The sequence below is a fragment of the Martelella limonii genome, from assembly GCF_013344475.1.
GTDB lineage: Bacteria > Pseudomonadota > Alphaproteobacteria > Rhizobiales > Rhizobiaceae > Martelella > Martelella limonii.
Window position 1 is genome coordinate 212,825 of the sequence record NZ_JABUOU010000001.1, and the last position, 17,154, is coordinate 229,978.

Below are 17,154 nucleotides of genomic sequence, written 5' to 3' on the forward strand. Positions count from 1 at the left end.
CGCGCAAGCCGGCGTGGAGGGGGGGCGAACGCGCAAACACGATCACGCCCTGAAGAGCCGGACATATGGAAATGAAATTGTAAGGGAAGAAGAATGGTGGGCGATGAGAGACTCGAACTCCCGACATCCTCGGTGTAAACGAGGCGCTCTACCAACTGAGCTAATCGCCCGCCCGTGTTGGTGGCCGTGAAATATGCGGATCGCGCGAAAACCGCAAGAGGGTTTTGCCGGTTTTTTGATTTTTTTTTCATTTTCGCACAGCAGAAAGCCGCAGCTCCGGGGCATCGGGCTCAACGGTGCTGTTTCCGTCTTCTTGTGAAAGGCTGGCCAATCGCTCTGTAGAGGGATGGTCGGCTCTCTATAGAGCGGGTGTCCGGCTAAAAAGAGGAGACCTCTGCCAAGGCGGGAGGGGGCTCCATTAATGTCCGGATTCGACAGCCGCGAGGATGGCGGCCTCACTTAATAAGGAGGGGGAATAGCATCGCAGACGCGCCCGATTTGGAAAAAAAGCGCTGGCTTTAAAGAGCCGTTTGCCGTGTTTCCGGGAGGCGCAGAACAGGGCTCCGCAAAAAAATGAAAAATGCGCGAAAAGATGATTGACACTTCGAGGCGACCCCCTTAGAAACCCGCTCACACCGACAGACGAAGCGCTTCGAAAACAAGCGATTGAGACTGAAACGGTGCAAAGCGCGGGTGTAGCTCAGCTGGTTAGAGTGCCGGCCTGTCACGCCGGAGGTCGCGGGTTCGAGCCCCGTCACTCGCGCCATTTCTTCTTTCACTGACATTGTCATGAAGACTTGAAAAGCGGTTGCTCATGGGCGCCGCTTGTCTGATTCCTGCGCCCTGCATCCGGGAGCGGTTGCGCTTTGACGGCGCATTCCTTTTCGCAGCATTTTGTCGCAGGCTGCGCCTTGCATGCTGCCTGTTGCTCGCGGCAAGGGTGTGAAACTTTGCTGCAGCGCGATGAAATGGATTTGAATGTCTTGCGCGCGCGCCCTTGCTGCGCTAGTCACGAGCCCGACATCTATCAATTTTCTGTCTCGCGGTTTATCCTGCGGGTGCGCTGACCCCGGGCGCCTCAAAACGGCAAGGGTGTTTTATATGGCTGAAGTCCTCAGTTCCTATATTCCGATCGTCATCTTTATCGCTATCTGTCTCATCATCGGGCTGGCCTTGATGGTTGCGCCCTTCGCTCTGGCGTTCAAGGCGCCCGACGCGGAAAAGCTGTCCGCATACGAGTGCGGCTTCAACGCCTTTGATGATGCGCGCATGAAGTTCGACATCCGCTTCTATCTCGTGGCAATCCTCTTTATCATCTTCGATCTCGAAGTTGCCTTCCTGTTTCCGTGGGCGGCGTCCTTCGGCAATATCGGCTGGTTCGGGTTCTGGTCGATGATGGTGTTCCTGGCGGTTCTGACCATCGGGTTCATCTATGAATGGAAGAAAGGAGCGCTGGAATGGGAATGAGCACCAACGAGACGCTGGTTGCGCCTCAGCCGCGCGGGATCATCGATCCGGCGACCAACAAGCCCATTGGCGCGGATGACCGCTATTTCGGCGAGATCAACGACGAACTCGCCGACAAGGGCTTTCTTGTCACCTCTTCGGCGCAGCTCATCACCTGGGCGCGCACCGGTTCGCTGATGTGGATGCAGTTCGGTCTGGCCTGCTGCGCCGTGGAAATGATGCAGATGTCGATGCCGCGCTATGACTGCGAGCGCTTCGGGTTCGCACCGCGCGCCTCGCCGCGCCAGTCGGATGTGATGATCGTTGCCGGCACGCTGACCAACAAGATGGCGCCCGCGCTTCGCAAGGTCTATGACCAGATGCCGGAGCCGCGCTACGTCATCTCGATGGGATCCTGCGCCAATGGCGGCGGCTACTATCACTATTCCTACTCGGTGGTGCGTGGTTGCGACCGCGTGGTTCCGGTCGACATCTACGTACCTGGCTGTCCGCCCACCGCCGAAGCGCTGCTTTACGGTGTTCTTCTGCTGCAGAAGAAAATCCGGCGCACCGGTACGATCGAGCGATAGGGGTTGATATGAGCGAAGTCCTCAACGAGCTTGGCGCGCACATTCGCGAAACATGCGATGGCACGCCGGCTGTGTCGTTTTCTCATGGTGAGCTCACCATCTCGGCCACGCCGGAAAACATCGTCGATGTCGCCAAGTTCCTGCGCGATGACGGCCAGTGCGGTTTCGTCTGCATCATCGATATCTGCGGTGTCGACTGGCCGACGCGCGAAAAGCGCTTCGATGTTGTCTATCACCTGCTGTCGCCGACCCAGAACGCCCGCATCCGCATCAAGCTGGAAGTCGGCGAGGATGAGGTCGTGCCCTCGATCACATCGATTTTCCCCGGCGCCGACTGGTTCGAGCGCGAGACCTGGGACATGTACGGCATTCCCTTCAGCGGCCATCCGGACCTGCGCCGGATCCTCACCGATTACGGTTTCGAGGGGCATCCGCTGCGCAAGGATTTTCCGACCACCGGTTTCGTCGAGCTGCGCTACGACGAGGAAGCCAAGCGCGTGATTTACGAGCCGGTCGAACTCCGGCAGGAATACCGCAGCTTCGATTTCCTCTCGCCCTGGGAAGGGACCGAATATGTGCTTCCCGGCGATGAAAAGGCGAATGGCTGAGCCGAACCCCAATTTCCTGAGCGCGGAGCGCCTTGACCATGACTGAACATAATGTCCGCAACTTCACGATCAACTTCGGGCCGGAGCATCCTTCCGCCCACGGTGTGTTGCGACTGGTGCTGGAGCTTGACGGCGAAATCGTCGAGCGCGTCGATCCGCATATCGGCCTGCTTCACCGCGGTACCGAGAAGCTGATCGAGACCAAGACCTATCTTCAGGCCGTGCCCTATTTCGACCGGCTCGACTATGTCGCGCCGATGAACCAGGAGCATGCTTTCGCGCTGGCCGTGGAAAAGCTTCTGGAAGTCGAAATTCCGATTCGCGGCCAGTTGATCCGCGTGCTGTTCTCCGAGATCGGCCGCGTTCTCAACCATCTCCTGAACGCCACCACCGCCGCCATGGACGTCGGCGCGCTGACGCCGCCGCTCTGGGGCTTCGAAGAGCGCGAAAAGCTGATGGTTTTCTACGAGCGCGCCTGCGGCGCGCGCATGCATGCGGCCTATTTCCGTCCCGGCGGCGTGCACCAGGATCTTCCGCCTGAGCTCGTCGAGGATATCGGCAAGTGGTGCGAGCAGTTTCCCGCCAAGCTTAACGATATTGAAGCGCTTCTCGCCGGCAACCGCATCTTCAAGCAACGTAATGTCGATATCGGCGTGATCTCGCTCGAAGACGCCTTCGCCTGGGGCTTCTCCGGCGTGATGGTGCGCGGTTCGGGCGCTGCCTGGGACCTGCGCCGCGCGCAGCCCTACGAGTGCTATAACGACATGGACTTCGATGTCGTGATCGGCAAGAACGGCGACTGCTATGACCGCTGGGTCGTCCGCATCAACGAGATGCGCGAATCGGTGAAGATCATGAAGCAGTGCGTCGAGCGGCTTCTGGGCGACGCCAAGCTTGGTCCGTTCAACTCGATGGATGGCAAGGTCGTGCCGCCGAAGCGCGGCCAGATGAAGCGCTCGATGGAAGCGCTGATCCACCACTTCAAGCTCTATACCGAGGGCTATCACGTGCCCGAAGGCGAGGTCTATGCGGCCGTCGAGGCGCCCAAGGGCGAGTTCGGCGTCTATCTCGTCTCCGATGGCACCAACAAGCCCTATCGCTGCAAGATTCGCGCGCCGGGCTTTGCCCACCTCTCGGCCATGGATTTCATGTCCAAGGGCCACCAGCTTGCCGACGTGACCGCCATTATCGGCACGCTCGACATCGTGTTCGGCGAGGTGGACCGGTGAGCGCTGAGGCCGCAAGAACTGCAGGAATCGTTTCCGAATGTCCCGTGCCGGTTGCAGACCGGCGGCAGAACGTGGGATATGCGGGAGCCGTGATGACAACCTCCGAAGAGGTGTAAGAAAGCATGTCCGTTCGTCGATTAGCCGATGAGAATGTCCAGCCGGCCGATTTCGCGTTTTCCGAGGAGAACGTGCGTTGGGCCGAGGCCACGATCCGTAAATATCCGGAAGGCCGCCAGCAGTCCGCCGTGATCCCGCTTCTGATGCGGGCGCAGGATCAGGAAGGCTGGGTGACCCGTGCCGCGATCGAAAAGGTTGCCGACATGCTGTCGATGCCGCTGATCCGGGTTCTGGAAGTGGCGACCTTCTACACCCAGTTCCAGTTGAAGCCGGTCGGCACGAATGCGCACATCCAGGTTTGCGGCACGACGCCCTGCATGCTGCGCGGCGCGGGCGACCTGATCAAGGTCTGCAAGAAGAAGATCAATGCCGCTCCCTTCGAGACCAATGAAGAGGGCACGATGTCATGGGAAGAGGTCGAGTGCCTCGGCGCCTGCGCCAATGCGCCTATGGTGATGATCTTCAAGGACGTCTACGAAGATCTGACGCCCGAGCGGATGGAAGAGATCATCGACGCTTTCGAAGCTGGTCGTGGCTCCGAGATCAAGCCCGGCCCGCAGGTCGATCGCTGGCTGTCCGCGCCCGAGGGCGGGTTCACCGCGCTGACGGAAGAAGGCGAGGGGGCTCTCGAGTCGGACGACACCGATGCCACCGAGACTGGCGCGGGTTCGAAGGAGGCGATCAGTGGCGCGAAGGGCGATCGCCCGCCGGCGCCTGCGGATAAGCCTGCCGAAGTCGACGATCTGACCCAGATGGCAGGGGTAGGTCCCAAGATCGCGGGTCTGCTGAACGATATCGGCATCTATAAATTCGAACAGATCGCGGCCTGGACGCCGAGCGAATGCGCCTGGGTCAACGATTCGCTGAAGCTCGGCGGTCGTATCGAGCGCGACGAATGGGTCCGTCAGGCCGGCGTGCTGGCCAAGGGCGGCATCGAGGAATACGAAAAAGTATTCGGCAGAACAGCGCGGTAGGAGTGAAGCATGTTAAAGGATAAAGATCGCATCTTCACCAATCTTTACGGCCATCGGGACAAGTCCCTGAAGGGCGCGATGTCGCGCGGGCTGTGGGATAATACCAAAGGCATCATCGACAAGGGCCGTGACTGGATCATTCAGGAAATGAAGGATTCGGGTCTGCGCGGCCGTGGCGGTGCGGGCTTCCCGACCGGTCTTAAATGGTCGTTCATGCCGAAGGATGACCGTCCGCATTATCTCGTTGTGAATGCAGACGAATCCGAGCCCGGCACCTGCAAGGACCGCGAGATCCTGCGCAACGATCCGCATCACCTGATTGAAGGCTGCCTGATCGCCGGCTGCGCCATGGGCGCGCATACGGCTTATATCTACGTGCGCGGCGAGTTCATCCGCGAGCGCGAGGCGCTGCAGGCGGCAATCGACGAGTGCTACGATGCGGGGCTGCTCGGCAAGGGCAACAAGTGCGGCTGGGATATGGACATCTTCGTCCATCACGGCGCCGGCGCTTACATCTGCGGCGAGGAAACGGCGCTTCTGGAAAGCCTTGAGGGCAAGAAGGGCCAGCCCCGCCTGAAGCCGCCATTCCCGGCGAACATGGGTCTCTACGGCCTGCCGACGACGGTCAACAACGTCGAATCGATTGCCGTTGCGCCGACGATCCTGCGCCGTGGCGCGAGCTGGTTCTCCTCCTTTGGCCGTCCGAACAATGTCGGCACCAAGCTTTTCATGGTTTCCGGCCATGTGAACCGGCCCTGCGTCGTTGAAGAATCAATGGGCATCACATTCCGCGAGCTGATCGAAAAGCATTGCGGCGGGGTTCGCGGCGGCTGGGACAATCTTCTGGCGGTCATCCCCGGCGGCGCGTCCTGCCCGGTCGTGAAGGCCGAGGACATGATCGACGTGCAGCTCGACTTCGATGGCCTTCGCGGCGTGAAGTCTTCCTTCGGAACCGGCGGCGCGATCGTGATGGACAAGTCGACCGATATCATCGCGGCGATTGCCAGGCTGTCAGCCTTCTTCAAGCATGAAAGCTGCGGCCAGTGCACGCCGTGCCGTGAAGGTACGGGCTGGATGTGGCGCGTGATGGAGCGCATGGTGATCGGCAAGGCGCAGAAGCGCGAGATCGACATGCTGTTCGACGTGACCAAGCAGGTGGAAGGTCACACGATCTGCGCGCTCGGCGACGCTGCCGCCTGGCCGATCCAGGGCCTGATCCGCAATTTCCGTCCGGAAATCGAAAAGCGGATCGACCAGTATACGGCCAACGCCACCTCGCATGGCGCGGTTCTGGAAGCGGCGGAGTAGGGTGATGAAATTTCACGACCAGGTTGATCGGATCGATGCCACCAAGAGCTGCCTGGCTGGCTCGGCGTTCGACGATGTCGATCTGTCTGGTTCGAAGTTTCACAACGTCAACATGTCGGGCTGGAAGGTGAGCAACGCCAATTTCTCCGGCATGGCGGTCACGGATGCGAACCTTTCCGGCATGACGGTCACGGATGCCAATCTCTCGGGCGTCGCGATCAGCGAATGCCGGGTGCACGGCATGACGATCGACGGTATCGATGTCGGCGCGATGCTCGCGCTGTGGAAAGAACACAAGGCTTGAGGCGACGCCCCTGAACGGGCAGACGCAATCGAGAATGGACTGCCGGTGCCTGTTGAGGCTGTTCCGGCGAAGCGGGAAGAACGGATATGGTAAATCTGATTGTAGACGGCAAGGAAATCGAGGTTCCCGACCATTACACGCTGCTGCAGGCGGCGGAGGCGGCGGGCGCTGAAATCCCGCGCTTCTGCTTTCACGAGCGGCTGTCGATTGCCGGCAACTGCCGTATGTGCCTCATTCAGGTGAAGGGCGGACCGCCGAAGCCGGCGGCTTCCTGCGCCATGGGCGTGCGCGACATCCGCGGCGGCCCTGATGGCTCGCTTCCGGAAATCTATACCAAGACGCCGATGGTGAAGAAGGCCCGCGAAGGGGTGATGGAGTTCCTGCTCATCAACCATCCGCTCGATTGCCCGATCTGCGACCAGGGCGGCGAATGCGACCTGCAGGACCAGGCGATGGCCTTCGGTATCGACAGTTCGCGCTACCGCGAGGACAAGCGCGCCGTCGAGGACAAGTATATCGGTCCGCTGGTCAAGACCGTGATGAACCGCTGCATCCACTGCACGCGCTGCGTCCGCTTTACCACGGAAGTTGCAGGCATTTCCGAGCTTGGCCTGATCGGCCGCGGCGAGGATGCCGAAATCACCACCTATCTCGAGCGCGCGATGACGTCCGAGCTTCAGGGCAATGTCGTTGACCTTTGCCCGGTCGGCGCGCTGACCTCCAAGCCGTTTGCGTTCACGGCGCGTCCGTGGGAGCTGAACAAGACCGAGAGCATCGACGTGATGGATGCCGTCGGTTCGGCCATCCGCGTCGATACGCGTGGCCGCGAAGTGATGCGCATCATGCCGCGCATCAACGAGCAGGTGAACGAGGAGTGGATTTCCGACAAGACCCGCTTCATCTGGGACGGTCTGCGCACCCAGCGCATCGATAAGCCCTATATCCGTCAGGGCGGCCGCCTTCAGCCCGCAAGCTGGCCGGAAGCCTTTCAGGCGATCAAGTCCAAGGTCGATGGCGTCAAGGGCGACAGGATCGGCGCGATTGCCGGCGATCTGGCGACTGTTGAGGAAATGTATGCGCTGAAGGGCCTGATGGCATCGCTCGGTTCGTCCAATGTCGACTGTCGTCAGGACGGCGCCGCGCTGGACGTTTCGGCGGGCCGCGCCGGTTACCTTTTCAACCCCACGATCGAGGGCATCGAACAGGCCGATGCGCTGCTGATCATCGGCGCCAATCCGCGCTTCGAGGCTTCGGTGCTGAATGCGCGGATTCGCAAGCGGTCCCGCAAGGGCGGCTTCCCGGTCGGCGTCATCGGCGAAAGTGCCGATCTGCGTTACCCCTACAGCTATCTCGGAGCCGGTCCGTCCTCGCTTGGCGAGCTCGCCTCGAGTGATTTCATGGAAACGCTGAAGAAGGCCGAGCGTCCGATCGTGCTCGTTGGTCCCGGTGCGCTTTCTCGCGAAGATGGCGCGGCTGTGCTTTCGAAGGCAGCATCGATTGCCAGGGACATCGGTGCGGTCACGGCGGACTGGAACGGTTTTGCGGTTCTGCACACGGCAGCCTCGCGCGTTGGCGGTCTCGATATCGGCTTCGTGCCGGGCGAGGGCGCTGCCAACACCGCTTCGATGATGACCGACATGGACGTTCTGTTCCTGCTCGGCGCCGACGAACTGGACTTCTCGGCCAAGAAGGCCGGCTTCACCGTCTATATCGGCAGCCATGGCGATGCCGGCGCGATGAACGCCGATGTCGTGCTTCCGGCTGCGACCTACACCGAAAAGTCAGGCACCTACGTCAATCTCGAAGGCCGGGTGCAGATGACCAACCGCGCGGGCTTCGCGCCGGGCGATGCCCGCGAAGACTGGGCCATCATCCGTGCATTGTCGGGTGTTTTCGGCAAGGCGCTGCCCTACGACTCGCTTGGCGCGCTGCGCGCGGCTCTTTATGCCGAGTTTCCGCACCTTGCTGCGCTTGACGAGATCGCTGACGCTGATATCAACGCCATCGAAACGCTGGCCGGTAGGGGCGGGGAGCTTGGTGATTCCGGTTTCGTATCGCCGGTTGCCGATTTCTATCTGACCAACCCGATTGCCCGGGCATCGGCCGTCATGGCCGAGTGCTCGGCGCTGGCGCGCAACAATTTCCAGGCGGCGGCGGAGTAAGGACGGAGCAATGGATTCTTTTTTCTCGATGTATCTCTGGCCTGCGCTGATCATGATCGGCCAGTCGCTCCTGCTGCTGGTCCTGCTGCTCGTCGGCATCGCCTTTCTGCTGCTCGCCGACCGCAAGATCTGGGCGGCGGTGCAGATGCGCCGCGGTCCGAACGTGGTCGGTCCCTTCGGTATGTTCCAGTCGTTTGCCGACCTCCTGAAGTTCGTCTTCAAGGAGCCCGTGATTCCGGCAAGCTCCGACAAGGTTGTTTTCCTGCTCGCGCCGTTGATCTCGGTCACGCTGGCGCTTGCCACCTGGGCCGTCATCCCCTTCGCCGATGGCTGGGTCATGGCCAATATCAATATCGGCATTCTTTATGTCTTCGCCATTTCCTCGCTTGAGGTTTACGGCGTGATCATGGGCGGCTGGGCGTCGAACTCGAAATACGCCTTCCTTGGCTCGCTGCGTTCTGCAGCGCAGATGGTGTCCTACGAAGTCTCGATCGGTCTGGTCATTGTCACGGTGCTTCTGACCGCCGGCTCGTTGAACCTCTCCGATATCGTGTTTGCGCAGACCACCGGTCTTGGCACCATGATCGGCCTGCCGCCGTCCATCCTCGACTGGAACTGGCTGGCGCTGTTCCCGATGTTCATCGTGTTCTTCATTTCGGCGCTGGCCGAGACCAACCGTCCGCCCTTCGATCTTCCCGAAGCGGAATCGGAACTGGTCGCAGGCTTCATGGTCGAATATGGCTCGACCCCGTACATGATGTTCATGCTCGGCGAATATGCTGCAATCGTGCTGATGTGCGCGCTGACCACCACGCTGTTCCTCGGCGGCTGGCTGCCGATCCTGGATGTCCCGGTTCTGAACTGGATCCCCGGTGTCATCTGGTTCGTGCTCAAGATATGCCTCTGCTTCTTCATGTTCGCGATGGTGAAGGCTTTCGTGCCGCGCTACCGCTATGACCAGCTGATGCGTCTCGGCTGGAAGGTTTTCCTTCCGCTGTCGCTCGCCATGGTCGTGATCGTCGCTTTCGTCGTCAAGCTGACCGGCTGGGTTGGTTGATGCAGGTCGCAAGACCGGAATGGAGATATTGAAATGGGTTCTGTCGCTCAGGCATTCAATGCGCTCTTCCTGAAGGAGTTCGTCGGTGCGTTCTTTCTGACGATGCGCTACTTCTTCAGCCCGAAGTCGACGGTCAACTATCCGTTCGAAAAGGGGCCGGTGAGCCCGCGCTTCCGCGGCGAGCATGCGCTGCGTCGTTATCCGAACGGCGAAGAGCGCTGCATCGCCTGCAAGCTGTGCGAGGCGATCTGTCCCGCGCAGGCCATCACCATCGAGGCCGGTCCGCGCCGCAATGACGGCACACGCCGCACGGTGCGTTACGACATCGACATGGTGAAGTGCATCTATTGCGGCTTCTGCCAGGAAGCCTGTCCGGTTGAAGCGATCGTCGAGGGGCCGAATTTTGAATTCGCCACCGAAACGCGCGAAGAACTTTACTACGACAAGGACCGCCTGCTCGCCAATGGCGACCGGTGGGAACGCGAAATCGCGAAGAACATCGCGATGGATGCGCCTTATCGCTGATTGCAGGCCGGGTTGTTGCCCGGCGGTTTGAAATCTAACGAGGAAGGGCTTCCGGTTCCGGCGGTCTTTCGCAAATGCGCAGGTGGCGAAAGCTGCCGCGTCCACGAAGAGAAGGCACCAAAATGGGTCTCCAGGCTCTTTTTTTCTATCTGTTCGCGTTCATCGCCGTGGCGTCGGCGTTCATGGTGATCTCGGCGAAGAACCCCGTTCATTCGGTGCTGTTCCTGATCGTCGTGTTCGTGAATGCAGCGGCGCTGTTCATCATTGCGGGCGCCGAATATCTCGGCCTTCTGCTGCTGGTGGTCTATGTCGGCGCGGTCGCGGTGCTGTTCCTGTTCGTGGTCATGATGCTGGACATCGACTTTGCCGAACTGCGCGCCGGCATCCTGCGCTATGCGCCGGTCGGCGCCCTGATCGGCGTCGTGCTGCTTGCCGAGCTGATCGTGGTTGTCGGCGGCACATTCATTCCGGCCGGAGTCGCGGCCAATACCGCGATGCCGATGCCTGCCGATACGTCGAGCGTGGTGGCGATCGGTGACGTGATCTATACGCACTATGCCTATTTCTTCCAGGTCGCGGGCCTGATCCTCTTGGTCGCCATGATCGGCGCGATCGTGCTGACGCTGAAGCATCGTCCGGATGTGAAGCGCCAGAACATTGCCAAGCAGGTTGCCCGCACGCCGGAAAGCGCCCATGAGACCGTCAAGGTCAAGCCGGGCCAGGGCATCTAAGAACGAGAAATGCAGGGATACGGGATCTAAGGACAACGCAATGGAAATCGGACTTTCCCACTACCTGACGGTCAGCGCCATACTCTTCACGATTGGCGTTTTCGGTATCTTTCTGAACCGGAAGAACGTCATCATCATCCTCATGTCCATCGAGCTGATCCTGCTGTCGGTCAACCTCAACATGGTCGCGTTCTCCTCGTTCCTGAACGATATGGTCGGGCAGGTCTTCGCCCTGTTCATCCTCACCGTTGCGGCTGCGGAAGCGGCGATCGGTCTGGCGATCCTCGTGGTGTTCTATCGTAATCGCGGCTCGATTGCGGTCGAAGACGTCAACATGATGAAGGGCTGAATCAGAGATGATCTACAAACTCATCGTCTTCCTGCCGCTTTTGGGCTTCCTCATCGCCGGCCTCTTCGGAAACCGCATCGGTGCAAAGGCGACCGAATGGGTCACGATCGCGTTGATGGCGGTTGCGGCCGTTCTGTCGTGGTACGTGTTCATTTCGGTTGGCTTCCTGACCCATGCCGAGGATTTCGTCATTCAGGTTCCGATCATGCGCTGGATCACGTCCGGCGATATCGACGTGCTCTGGCAGATCCGCATCGACACGCTGACGGCTGTGATGCTGGTCGTGGTCAACACGGTCTCGTGTCTCGTCCACCTCTATTCCGTGGGCTACATGCATGACGACCCGCATCGTCCGCGCTTCTTTGCCTATCTGTCGCTGTTCACCTTCGCCATGCTGTCGCTGGTCACCTCCGACAACCTGCTGCAGATGTTCTTCGGCTGGGAAGGCGTCGGTCTTGCCTCCTATCTGCTGATCGGCTTCTGGTACAAGAAGCCGTCGGCAAGCGCTGCGGCCATGAAGGCCTTCATCGTCAACCGCGTCGGTGACTTCGGCTTCCTGCTCGGTATTGCCGGTCTGTTCTTCCTCGCCCACACGATCAATTTCGATCCGATTTTTGCAGCGAGCGAAAAGATTGCCGCAAGCCATGAGGCCGCAGTGGCCGCCGGTGAGAATGTCGCCGTCATGCACTTCCTCGGCATGGACCTGACGCTGATGCATGCCATCACCGCCGTCTGCCTGTTGCTGTTCATGGGCGCGATGGGCAAGTCCGCTCAGTTCCTGCTGCACACCTGGCTTCCCGACGCCATGGAAGGCCCGACCCCGGTTTCGGCCCTCATCCACGCCGCGACCATGGTGACCGCAGGCGTCTTCCTCGTCGCCCGCATGTCGCCGGTCTTCGAACTGTCGCCGACCGCGCTCACCTTCGTGACGCTGATCGGCTCGATCACCGCCTTCTTCGCCGCCACCATCGGTCTCGTGCAGAACGACATCAAGCGCGTGATTGCCTACTCCACCTGCTCGCAGCTCGGCTACATGTTCGCAGCGCTTGGGGCAGGGGCTTATGGCGCAGGCGTGTTCCATCTCTTCACGCATGCCTTCTTCAAGGCGCTGCTGTTCCTCTGCGCGGGCTCGGTCATCCATGCCGTTTCCGGCGAGCAGGACATGCGCCACATGGGCGGTCTCCGGAAGCATATCCCTGTGACCTTCTGGGCGATGATCATCGGCACGCTCGCCATCACCGGCGCCGGCATTCCCGGCACCCCGATCGGTGCGGCCGGCTTCTTCTCCAAGGATGCGATCATCGAATCGGCCTTTGTCTCGGCAAGCCCGCTCGGCCTGTTCTCCTTCTGGATGCTGGTCATCGCGGCTGCCTTCACCGCCTTCTACTCCTGGCGCCTAATCTTCATGACCTTCTTCGGCAAGCCGCGCGCGTCTTCCGATGTCATGCACCACGTGCATGAAAGCCCCTGGGTCATGCTGCTGCCGCTGGTCGTGCTGTCGCTGGGCGCGCTGTTTGCCGGCGTTGTCTTCCTGCCGTATTTCTTCGGCCATGATTACAGCGAGTTCTGGAAGGGTGCGCTCTTCACCGGTCCGCACAACGAGGTGCTCGACGAGCATCACCATGTGCCGCTCTGGGTCGTCCTGTCGCCGTTCGTCGCTATGGCGCTCGGAACCCTGGTCGCGATCTACATGTACCTGATCAAGCCGTCCTCGGCGCCTGCGCTTGCCAACGCAATGCCGCGGATCTACGCCTTCCTGCTCAACAAGTGGTATTTCGATGAGCTTTACGACTTCCTGTTCGTAAGGCCCGCCAAGGCGGTCGGCTACTTCCTTTGGCAGAAGGGCGATGTCGGCGTGATCGACCGCTACGGACCCAACGGAATTGCAGCGCGCGTGAACGACGTTACCAACCGCGTCGTCAAGCTGCAGTCCGGTTATGTTTACCACTACGCGTTTGCAATGCTGATCGGCGTGGCCGCGCTTGTAACCTGGATGATGCTCGGAGGGGCTCTGTAATGAGCGACTGGCCAATTCTTTCAACAGTCACCTTCCTGCCGCTGGTCGGCGTGGTGCTGATCCTGTTTACCCGCGACGATAACGAGACCGGGCTCAGGAATATCCGCAACGTGGCGTTGCTGACGACGATCTTCACGTTCATCGTCTCGCTGTTCGTTTGGATGCAGTTCGACCCCTCGAACCCGAACTTCCAGCTGATCGAAGATCATCCCTGGCTCGGCACGGGCATTTCCTACCATCTCGGCATTGACGGCATTTCGCTGCTGTTCATCCTGCTGACGACGGTGCTGATGCCGCTGTGTATCCTTGCGTCCTGGGAAGCCATCACCTATCGGGTGAAGGCCTACATGATCGCGTTCCTGATCCTCGAAACGCTGATCATCGGCGTGTTCGTCTCGCTCGATATCGTGATGTTCTACATCTTCTTCGAGGCGGGCCTGATCCCGATGTACCTGATCATCGGCATTTGGGGGCACGAGCGCCGCGTCTATGCATCGCTGAAGTTCTTCCTTTATACCTTCGCCGGCTCGGTCTTCATGCTGCTGTCGATCATGGCGATGTACTGGGTGACGGGCACGACCAGCGTTCCGGTGCTTTTGGAGTATGACTTCCCGGTCAACCTGCAATATTGGTTGTTCCTCGGCTTCTTCGCATCCTTTGCAGTCAAGATGCCGATGTGGCCGGTGCATACCTGGCTTCCGGATGCCCACGTGGAAGCGCCGACGGCGGCCTCCGGCGTTCTGGCGGGCGTGCTTCTGAAGCTTGGCGGCTTCGGCGTGCTGCGCTACTCGATGCCGATGTTCCCCGACGCGTCCTATTACTTCGCGCCGTTCATCTTCGGGCTGTCGATCATCGCCATCATCTACGCCTCGCTGGTGGCGCTGATGCAGACCGACATGAAGAAGCTGATCGCCTATTCATCGGTCGCTCACATGGGCTACGTCACCATGGGCATGTTCTCGGCGACCACCGAGGGCGTTGAAGGCGCGATCTTCCTGATGCTGTCGCACGGCATTGTTTCGGGCGCGCTGTTCTTCTGCGTCGGTATCGTCTACGATCGCATGCATACCCGCGAGATCGCGGCGTTCGGCGGGCTTGTGAACAACATGCCGAAATTCGCCGTCGCCTTCATGATCTTCACCATGGCCAATGTCGGTCTTCCGGGAACGTCGGGTTTCATCGGCGAATTCCTGACCGTCGTCGGTGTCTTCCAGGTCAATACCTGGATCGCGGTCTTCGCGGCCACGGGCGTCATTCTCTCGGCCTGTTACGCGCTCTGGCTCTATCGCCGGGTCATCTTCGGCGCACTGGAGAAGGACAGCCTCAAGGCGCTGCTGGATCTCAGCACCCGCGAGAAGATCGTTCTCTACCCGCTGATCTTCCTGACGATCTTCTTCGGTGTCTATCCCGAGCCGATCTTCGCAGCGATCCACGGCCCTGTGGCGCAGATCGTTCAACATTACGGTGCGGTGCTTGAGCAGACCAAGAACATCGCGCTGCCGGTATACTGAGACAGGATCTTTTGGACATGACCTCGGAACTCCTACTTTCAAGTCTGAAGCTGATCCTGCCGGAGCTGGTCCTCTCGCTCGGTGCGATGGTCCTTCTGATGATCGGTGCTTTCGCCGGCCGCAAGAGCGGCCGGACGATCGTCGGTCTTGCGGCCGCGCTCCTGATCGGCGCCTTCGGGGCGCTCATCTGGGCAGGCTCCGGATCGGCGTTCGGCGGTTCGCTGGTGTTCAACAACTTCACGCTGTTCATGCAGACGCTCGTGCTGATCGGCGCGTTCCTGTCGATGATCCTCTCGGTCGGCCACCAGGAACCGGAATATCTTGATCGCTTCGAGTTTCCGGTGCTGATGCTGCTGTCGACCACCGGCATGATGCTGATGGTCTCAGCCAACGACATGCTCGCCTTCTACATGGGCCTCGAGCTGATGTCGCTGCCGCTCTATGTGATCGCCGCCATCAACCGTGACAGCCTGCGCTCGACCGAAGCCGGTCTGAAGTACTTCGTTCTCGGCTCGCTGTCCTCGGGCATGCTGCTCTACGGTATTTCGCTGGTGTACGGTTTCACCGGCAATATCGGCTTCGAGCCGATTGCCGCGACGATCGCGAGCGGCGAGACCGGCCTCGGCTTCATCTTCGGCATGGTGTTCGTTCTTGCCGGCATCACCTTCAAGATCTCGGCCGTGCCGTTCCACATGTGGACGCCGGACGTTTATGAAGGTGCACCGACGCCGGTCACGGCCTTCTTCGCCTCCGCGCCCAAGGTCGCTGCGATGGCGATCATCATTCGCCTGCTGATCGAGGCCTTCGGTCCGGCCGTCGATGCGTGGCGCCAGATCATCGTGTTCATCGCGATCGCCTCGATGGTTCTCGGCGCCTTTGCCGCCATCGGCCAGCGCAACATCAAGCGTCTGATGGCCTATTCCTCGATTACCCACATGGGTTACGCGCTGGTCGGCCTTGCCGCTGGCACCGAGGCTGGCGTCAAGGGTGTCGTGCTCTATATGGCGATCTACCTGTTCACCACGCTCGGCGCCTTCGCGATCATCATGGCGATGCGGCTCAAGGAAGGCGGCAATGTCGAGAATATCGACGATCTCGCCGGCCTTTCGACCACCAAGCCGGTGATGGCCGTGGTGCTGACGGCGCTGATGTTCTCGCTTGCGGGCGTCCCTCCGCTCGCCGGCTTCTTCGGCAAGTATTTCGTGTTCCTGGCCGCAATCGATGCCAAGCTCTATACGCTTGCCATCATCGGTGTCGTCTCCTCGGTGATCGCCTGTTTCTACTATCTGCGCGTCATCAAGGTGATGTGGTTCGATGAGCCGACCGTCGAGTTTGCACGCGTTGCTGGCGAACTGCGATTCGTCTTCGGCATCAGCGGCCTGTTTGCGATCGGCTACCTGCTGTTTGGCGGCTCGTTGAACAATGCTGCGGCATCGGCCGCGGCGGCACTCTTCTAGGATGGCGGCGGCAGTCTCCGCCGTCGACGCCTACCGTCACGAAGCGCTCGATACCGTCGGCTCGACCAACAGCGAGGCGATGGATCGGGCGCGTTCCGGTGATACGGGCCGTTTGTGGTTGACCGCGAGGCAACAGATGAGCGGCCGTGGACGTCGCGGCCGGAGCTGGGCATCCGAACCTGGCAATCTCTATGCCTCGCTGCTGCTGATCGATCCGGCGCCAGAGGCCATGACCGCGTCGCTTCCTCTGGTAGCGGCGCTTGGCGTTCATGGTGCAATATCGCGGGTGATGGCCGGGCAGGACAGCGCCGTCGCGATCAAGTGGCCGAACGATGTGCTGATCGACCGGAAGAAGGTCTGTGGTATCCTGCTCGAAGCCGAGCGGCTTGCCGATGGCCGGCAGGCTGTCGTCATAGGTATAGGCGTAAATGTCGCCTACGGGCCTGACAATGCGCCTTACCCGGTCGCGCGCATTTCGGACTATGTGGCAGGCGCCGATCCGGAAACGCTGTTTGCCCATCTCTTCGTCACCATGGCTGAAGAGCTTCTGGTCTGGGATCGGGGCGAGGGGCTTGCGAGGACGGTGGCGCGCTGGCGCGCGGCCGCATGCGGGATCAACGAGCCGATCAGGGTCAATCTCGCCCGCGAGCAGATCTCCGGGATTTTCGTCGGCATCGATGATGCCGGCATGCTGAAACTGAAAACGGAAAACGGTCTGCGCACTTTTGCGGCAGGCGACGTGTTTTTCGACAATGGAAATGGATAACGC

General features: G+C 60.4%; 16 protein-coding genes and 2 tRNA genes. 17 read left to right on the forward strand and 1 reads right to left on the reverse strand.

Going from position 1 to position 17,154, the window contains the following annotated elements; translation table 11 throughout:
• Positions 1-94: 94 nt before the first annotated feature.
• Positions 95-170: transfer RNA gene (locus HPQ62_RS00945), tRNA-Val, on the reverse strand.
• A 519-nt stretch (positions 171-689) separates the two neighbouring features.
• Here HPQ62_RS00945 and HPQ62_RS00950 point away from each other — a divergent pair.
• The 17 genes from HPQ62_RS00950 to HPQ62_RS01030 all read left to right on the forward strand — a co-directional run bounded on the left by HPQ62_RS00950 (position 690) and on the right by HPQ62_RS01030 (position 17,151).
• Positions 690-766: transfer RNA gene (locus tag HPQ62_RS00950), tRNA-Asp, on the forward strand.
• Positions 767-1,101: 335 nt separating this feature from the next.
• The gene (locus HPQ62_RS00955) at positions 1,102-1,467 is read left to right on the forward strand and encodes an NADH-quinone oxidoreductase subunit A (RefSeq protein WP_174800640.1); all 366 of its coding nucleotides are present in this window, start codon (positions 1,102-1,104) and stop codon (positions 1,465-1,467) included.
• A complete protein-coding gene (locus HPQ62_RS00960; protein ID WP_174800641.1) occupies positions 1,458-2,036 on the forward strand; it encodes a NuoB/complex I 20 kDa subunit family protein in 579 nt (192 codons plus the stop codon). Before HPQ62_RS00955 ends, HPQ62_RS00960 begins: the two co-directional genes overlap by 10 nt.
• An 8-nt stretch (positions 2,037-2,044) precedes the next feature.
• Positions 2,045-2,644: an NADH-quinone oxidoreductase subunit C gene (locus HPQ62_RS00965; RefSeq protein WP_174800642.1), complete on the forward strand. Its 600-nt coding sequence runs from the start codon at positions 2,045-2,047 to the stop codon at positions 2,642-2,644.
• A 38-nt stretch (positions 2,645-2,682) separates the two neighbouring features.
• The gene (locus HPQ62_RS00970) at positions 2,683-3,873 is read left to right on the forward strand and encodes an NADH-quinone oxidoreductase subunit D (RefSeq protein WP_174800643.1); all 1,191 of its coding nucleotides are present in this window, start codon (positions 2,683-2,685) and stop codon (positions 3,871-3,873) included.
• Between the two features lie 122 nt (positions 3,874-3,995).
• Complete coding sequence (gene nuoE, locus HPQ62_RS00975; RefSeq protein ID WP_174800644.1) at positions 3,996-4,964, forward strand: NADH-quinone oxidoreductase subunit NuoE; 969 nt, start codon at positions 3,996-3,998, stop codon at positions 4,962-4,964.
• 9 nt (positions 4,965-4,973) lie between these two features.
• Complete coding sequence (gene nuoF, locus HPQ62_RS00980) at positions 4,974-6,272, forward strand: NADH-quinone oxidoreductase subunit NuoF (RefSeq protein ID WP_174800645.1); 1,299 nt, start codon at positions 4,974-4,976, stop codon at positions 6,270-6,272.
• Positions 6,273-6,276: 4 nt separating this feature from the next.
• Entirely contained in the window at positions 6,277-6,576 is a 300-nt protein-coding gene (locus tag HPQ62_RS00985; RefSeq protein ID WP_174800646.1) for a pentapeptide repeat-containing protein, read from the forward strand.
• A gap of 86 nt (positions 6,577-6,662) precedes the next feature.
• On the forward strand, positions 6,663-8,738 hold the full coding sequence (nuoG, locus tag HPQ62_RS00990; protein ID WP_174800647.1) for an NADH-quinone oxidoreductase subunit NuoG: 2,076 nt from the start codon (positions 6,663-6,665) through the stop codon (positions 8,736-8,738).
• Positions 8,739-8,748: 10 nt separating this feature from the next.
• Entirely contained in the window at positions 8,749-9,795 is a 1,047-nt protein-coding gene (nuoH, locus tag HPQ62_RS00995) for an NADH-quinone oxidoreductase subunit NuoH (protein WP_174800648.1), read from the forward strand.
• A 33-nt stretch (positions 9,796-9,828) separates the two neighbouring features.
• A complete protein-coding gene (nuoI, locus tag HPQ62_RS01000; RefSeq protein ID WP_174800649.1) occupies positions 9,829-10,320 on the forward strand; it encodes an NADH-quinone oxidoreductase subunit NuoI in 492 nt (163 codons plus the stop codon).
• Positions 10,321-10,442: 122 nt separating this feature from the next.
• Positions 10,443-11,051, forward strand: a complete 609-nt coding sequence (locus HPQ62_RS01005) for an NADH-quinone oxidoreductase subunit J (protein WP_174800650.1) — start codon at positions 10,443-10,445, stop codon at positions 11,049-11,051.
• 40 nt (positions 11,052-11,091) lie between these two features.
• Positions 11,092-11,400, forward strand: a complete 309-nt coding sequence (gene nuoK, locus HPQ62_RS01010) for an NADH-quinone oxidoreductase subunit NuoK (protein WP_045681979.1) — start codon at positions 11,092-11,094, stop codon at positions 11,398-11,400.
• A gap of 7 nt (positions 11,401-11,407) precedes the next feature.
• Complete coding sequence (gene nuoL, locus HPQ62_RS01015) at positions 11,408-13,417, forward strand: NADH-quinone oxidoreductase subunit L (RefSeq protein ID WP_174800651.1); 2,010 nt, start codon at positions 11,408-11,410, stop codon at positions 13,415-13,417.
• Positions 13,417-14,928 (forward strand): NADH-quinone oxidoreductase subunit M, encoded by a 1,512-nt coding sequence (locus HPQ62_RS01020; RefSeq protein ID WP_174800652.1) that lies wholly within the window; start codon positions 13,417-13,419, stop codon positions 14,926-14,928. The genes nuoL and HPQ62_RS01020 overlap by 1 nt, the downstream gene beginning before the upstream one ends.
• Positions 14,929-14,945: 17 nt before the next feature.
• Entirely contained in the window at positions 14,946-16,385 is a 1,440-nt protein-coding gene (gene nuoN, locus HPQ62_RS01025; RefSeq protein WP_174800653.1) for an NADH-quinone oxidoreductase subunit NuoN, read from the forward strand.
• 1 nt (position 16,386) lies between these two features.
• On the forward strand, positions 16,387-17,151 hold the full coding sequence (locus HPQ62_RS01030; RefSeq protein WP_174800654.1) for a biotin--[acetyl-CoA-carboxylase] ligase: 765 nt from the start codon (positions 16,387-16,389) through the stop codon (positions 17,149-17,151).
• The last annotated feature ends 3 nt before the right edge of the window (positions 17,152-17,154 follow it).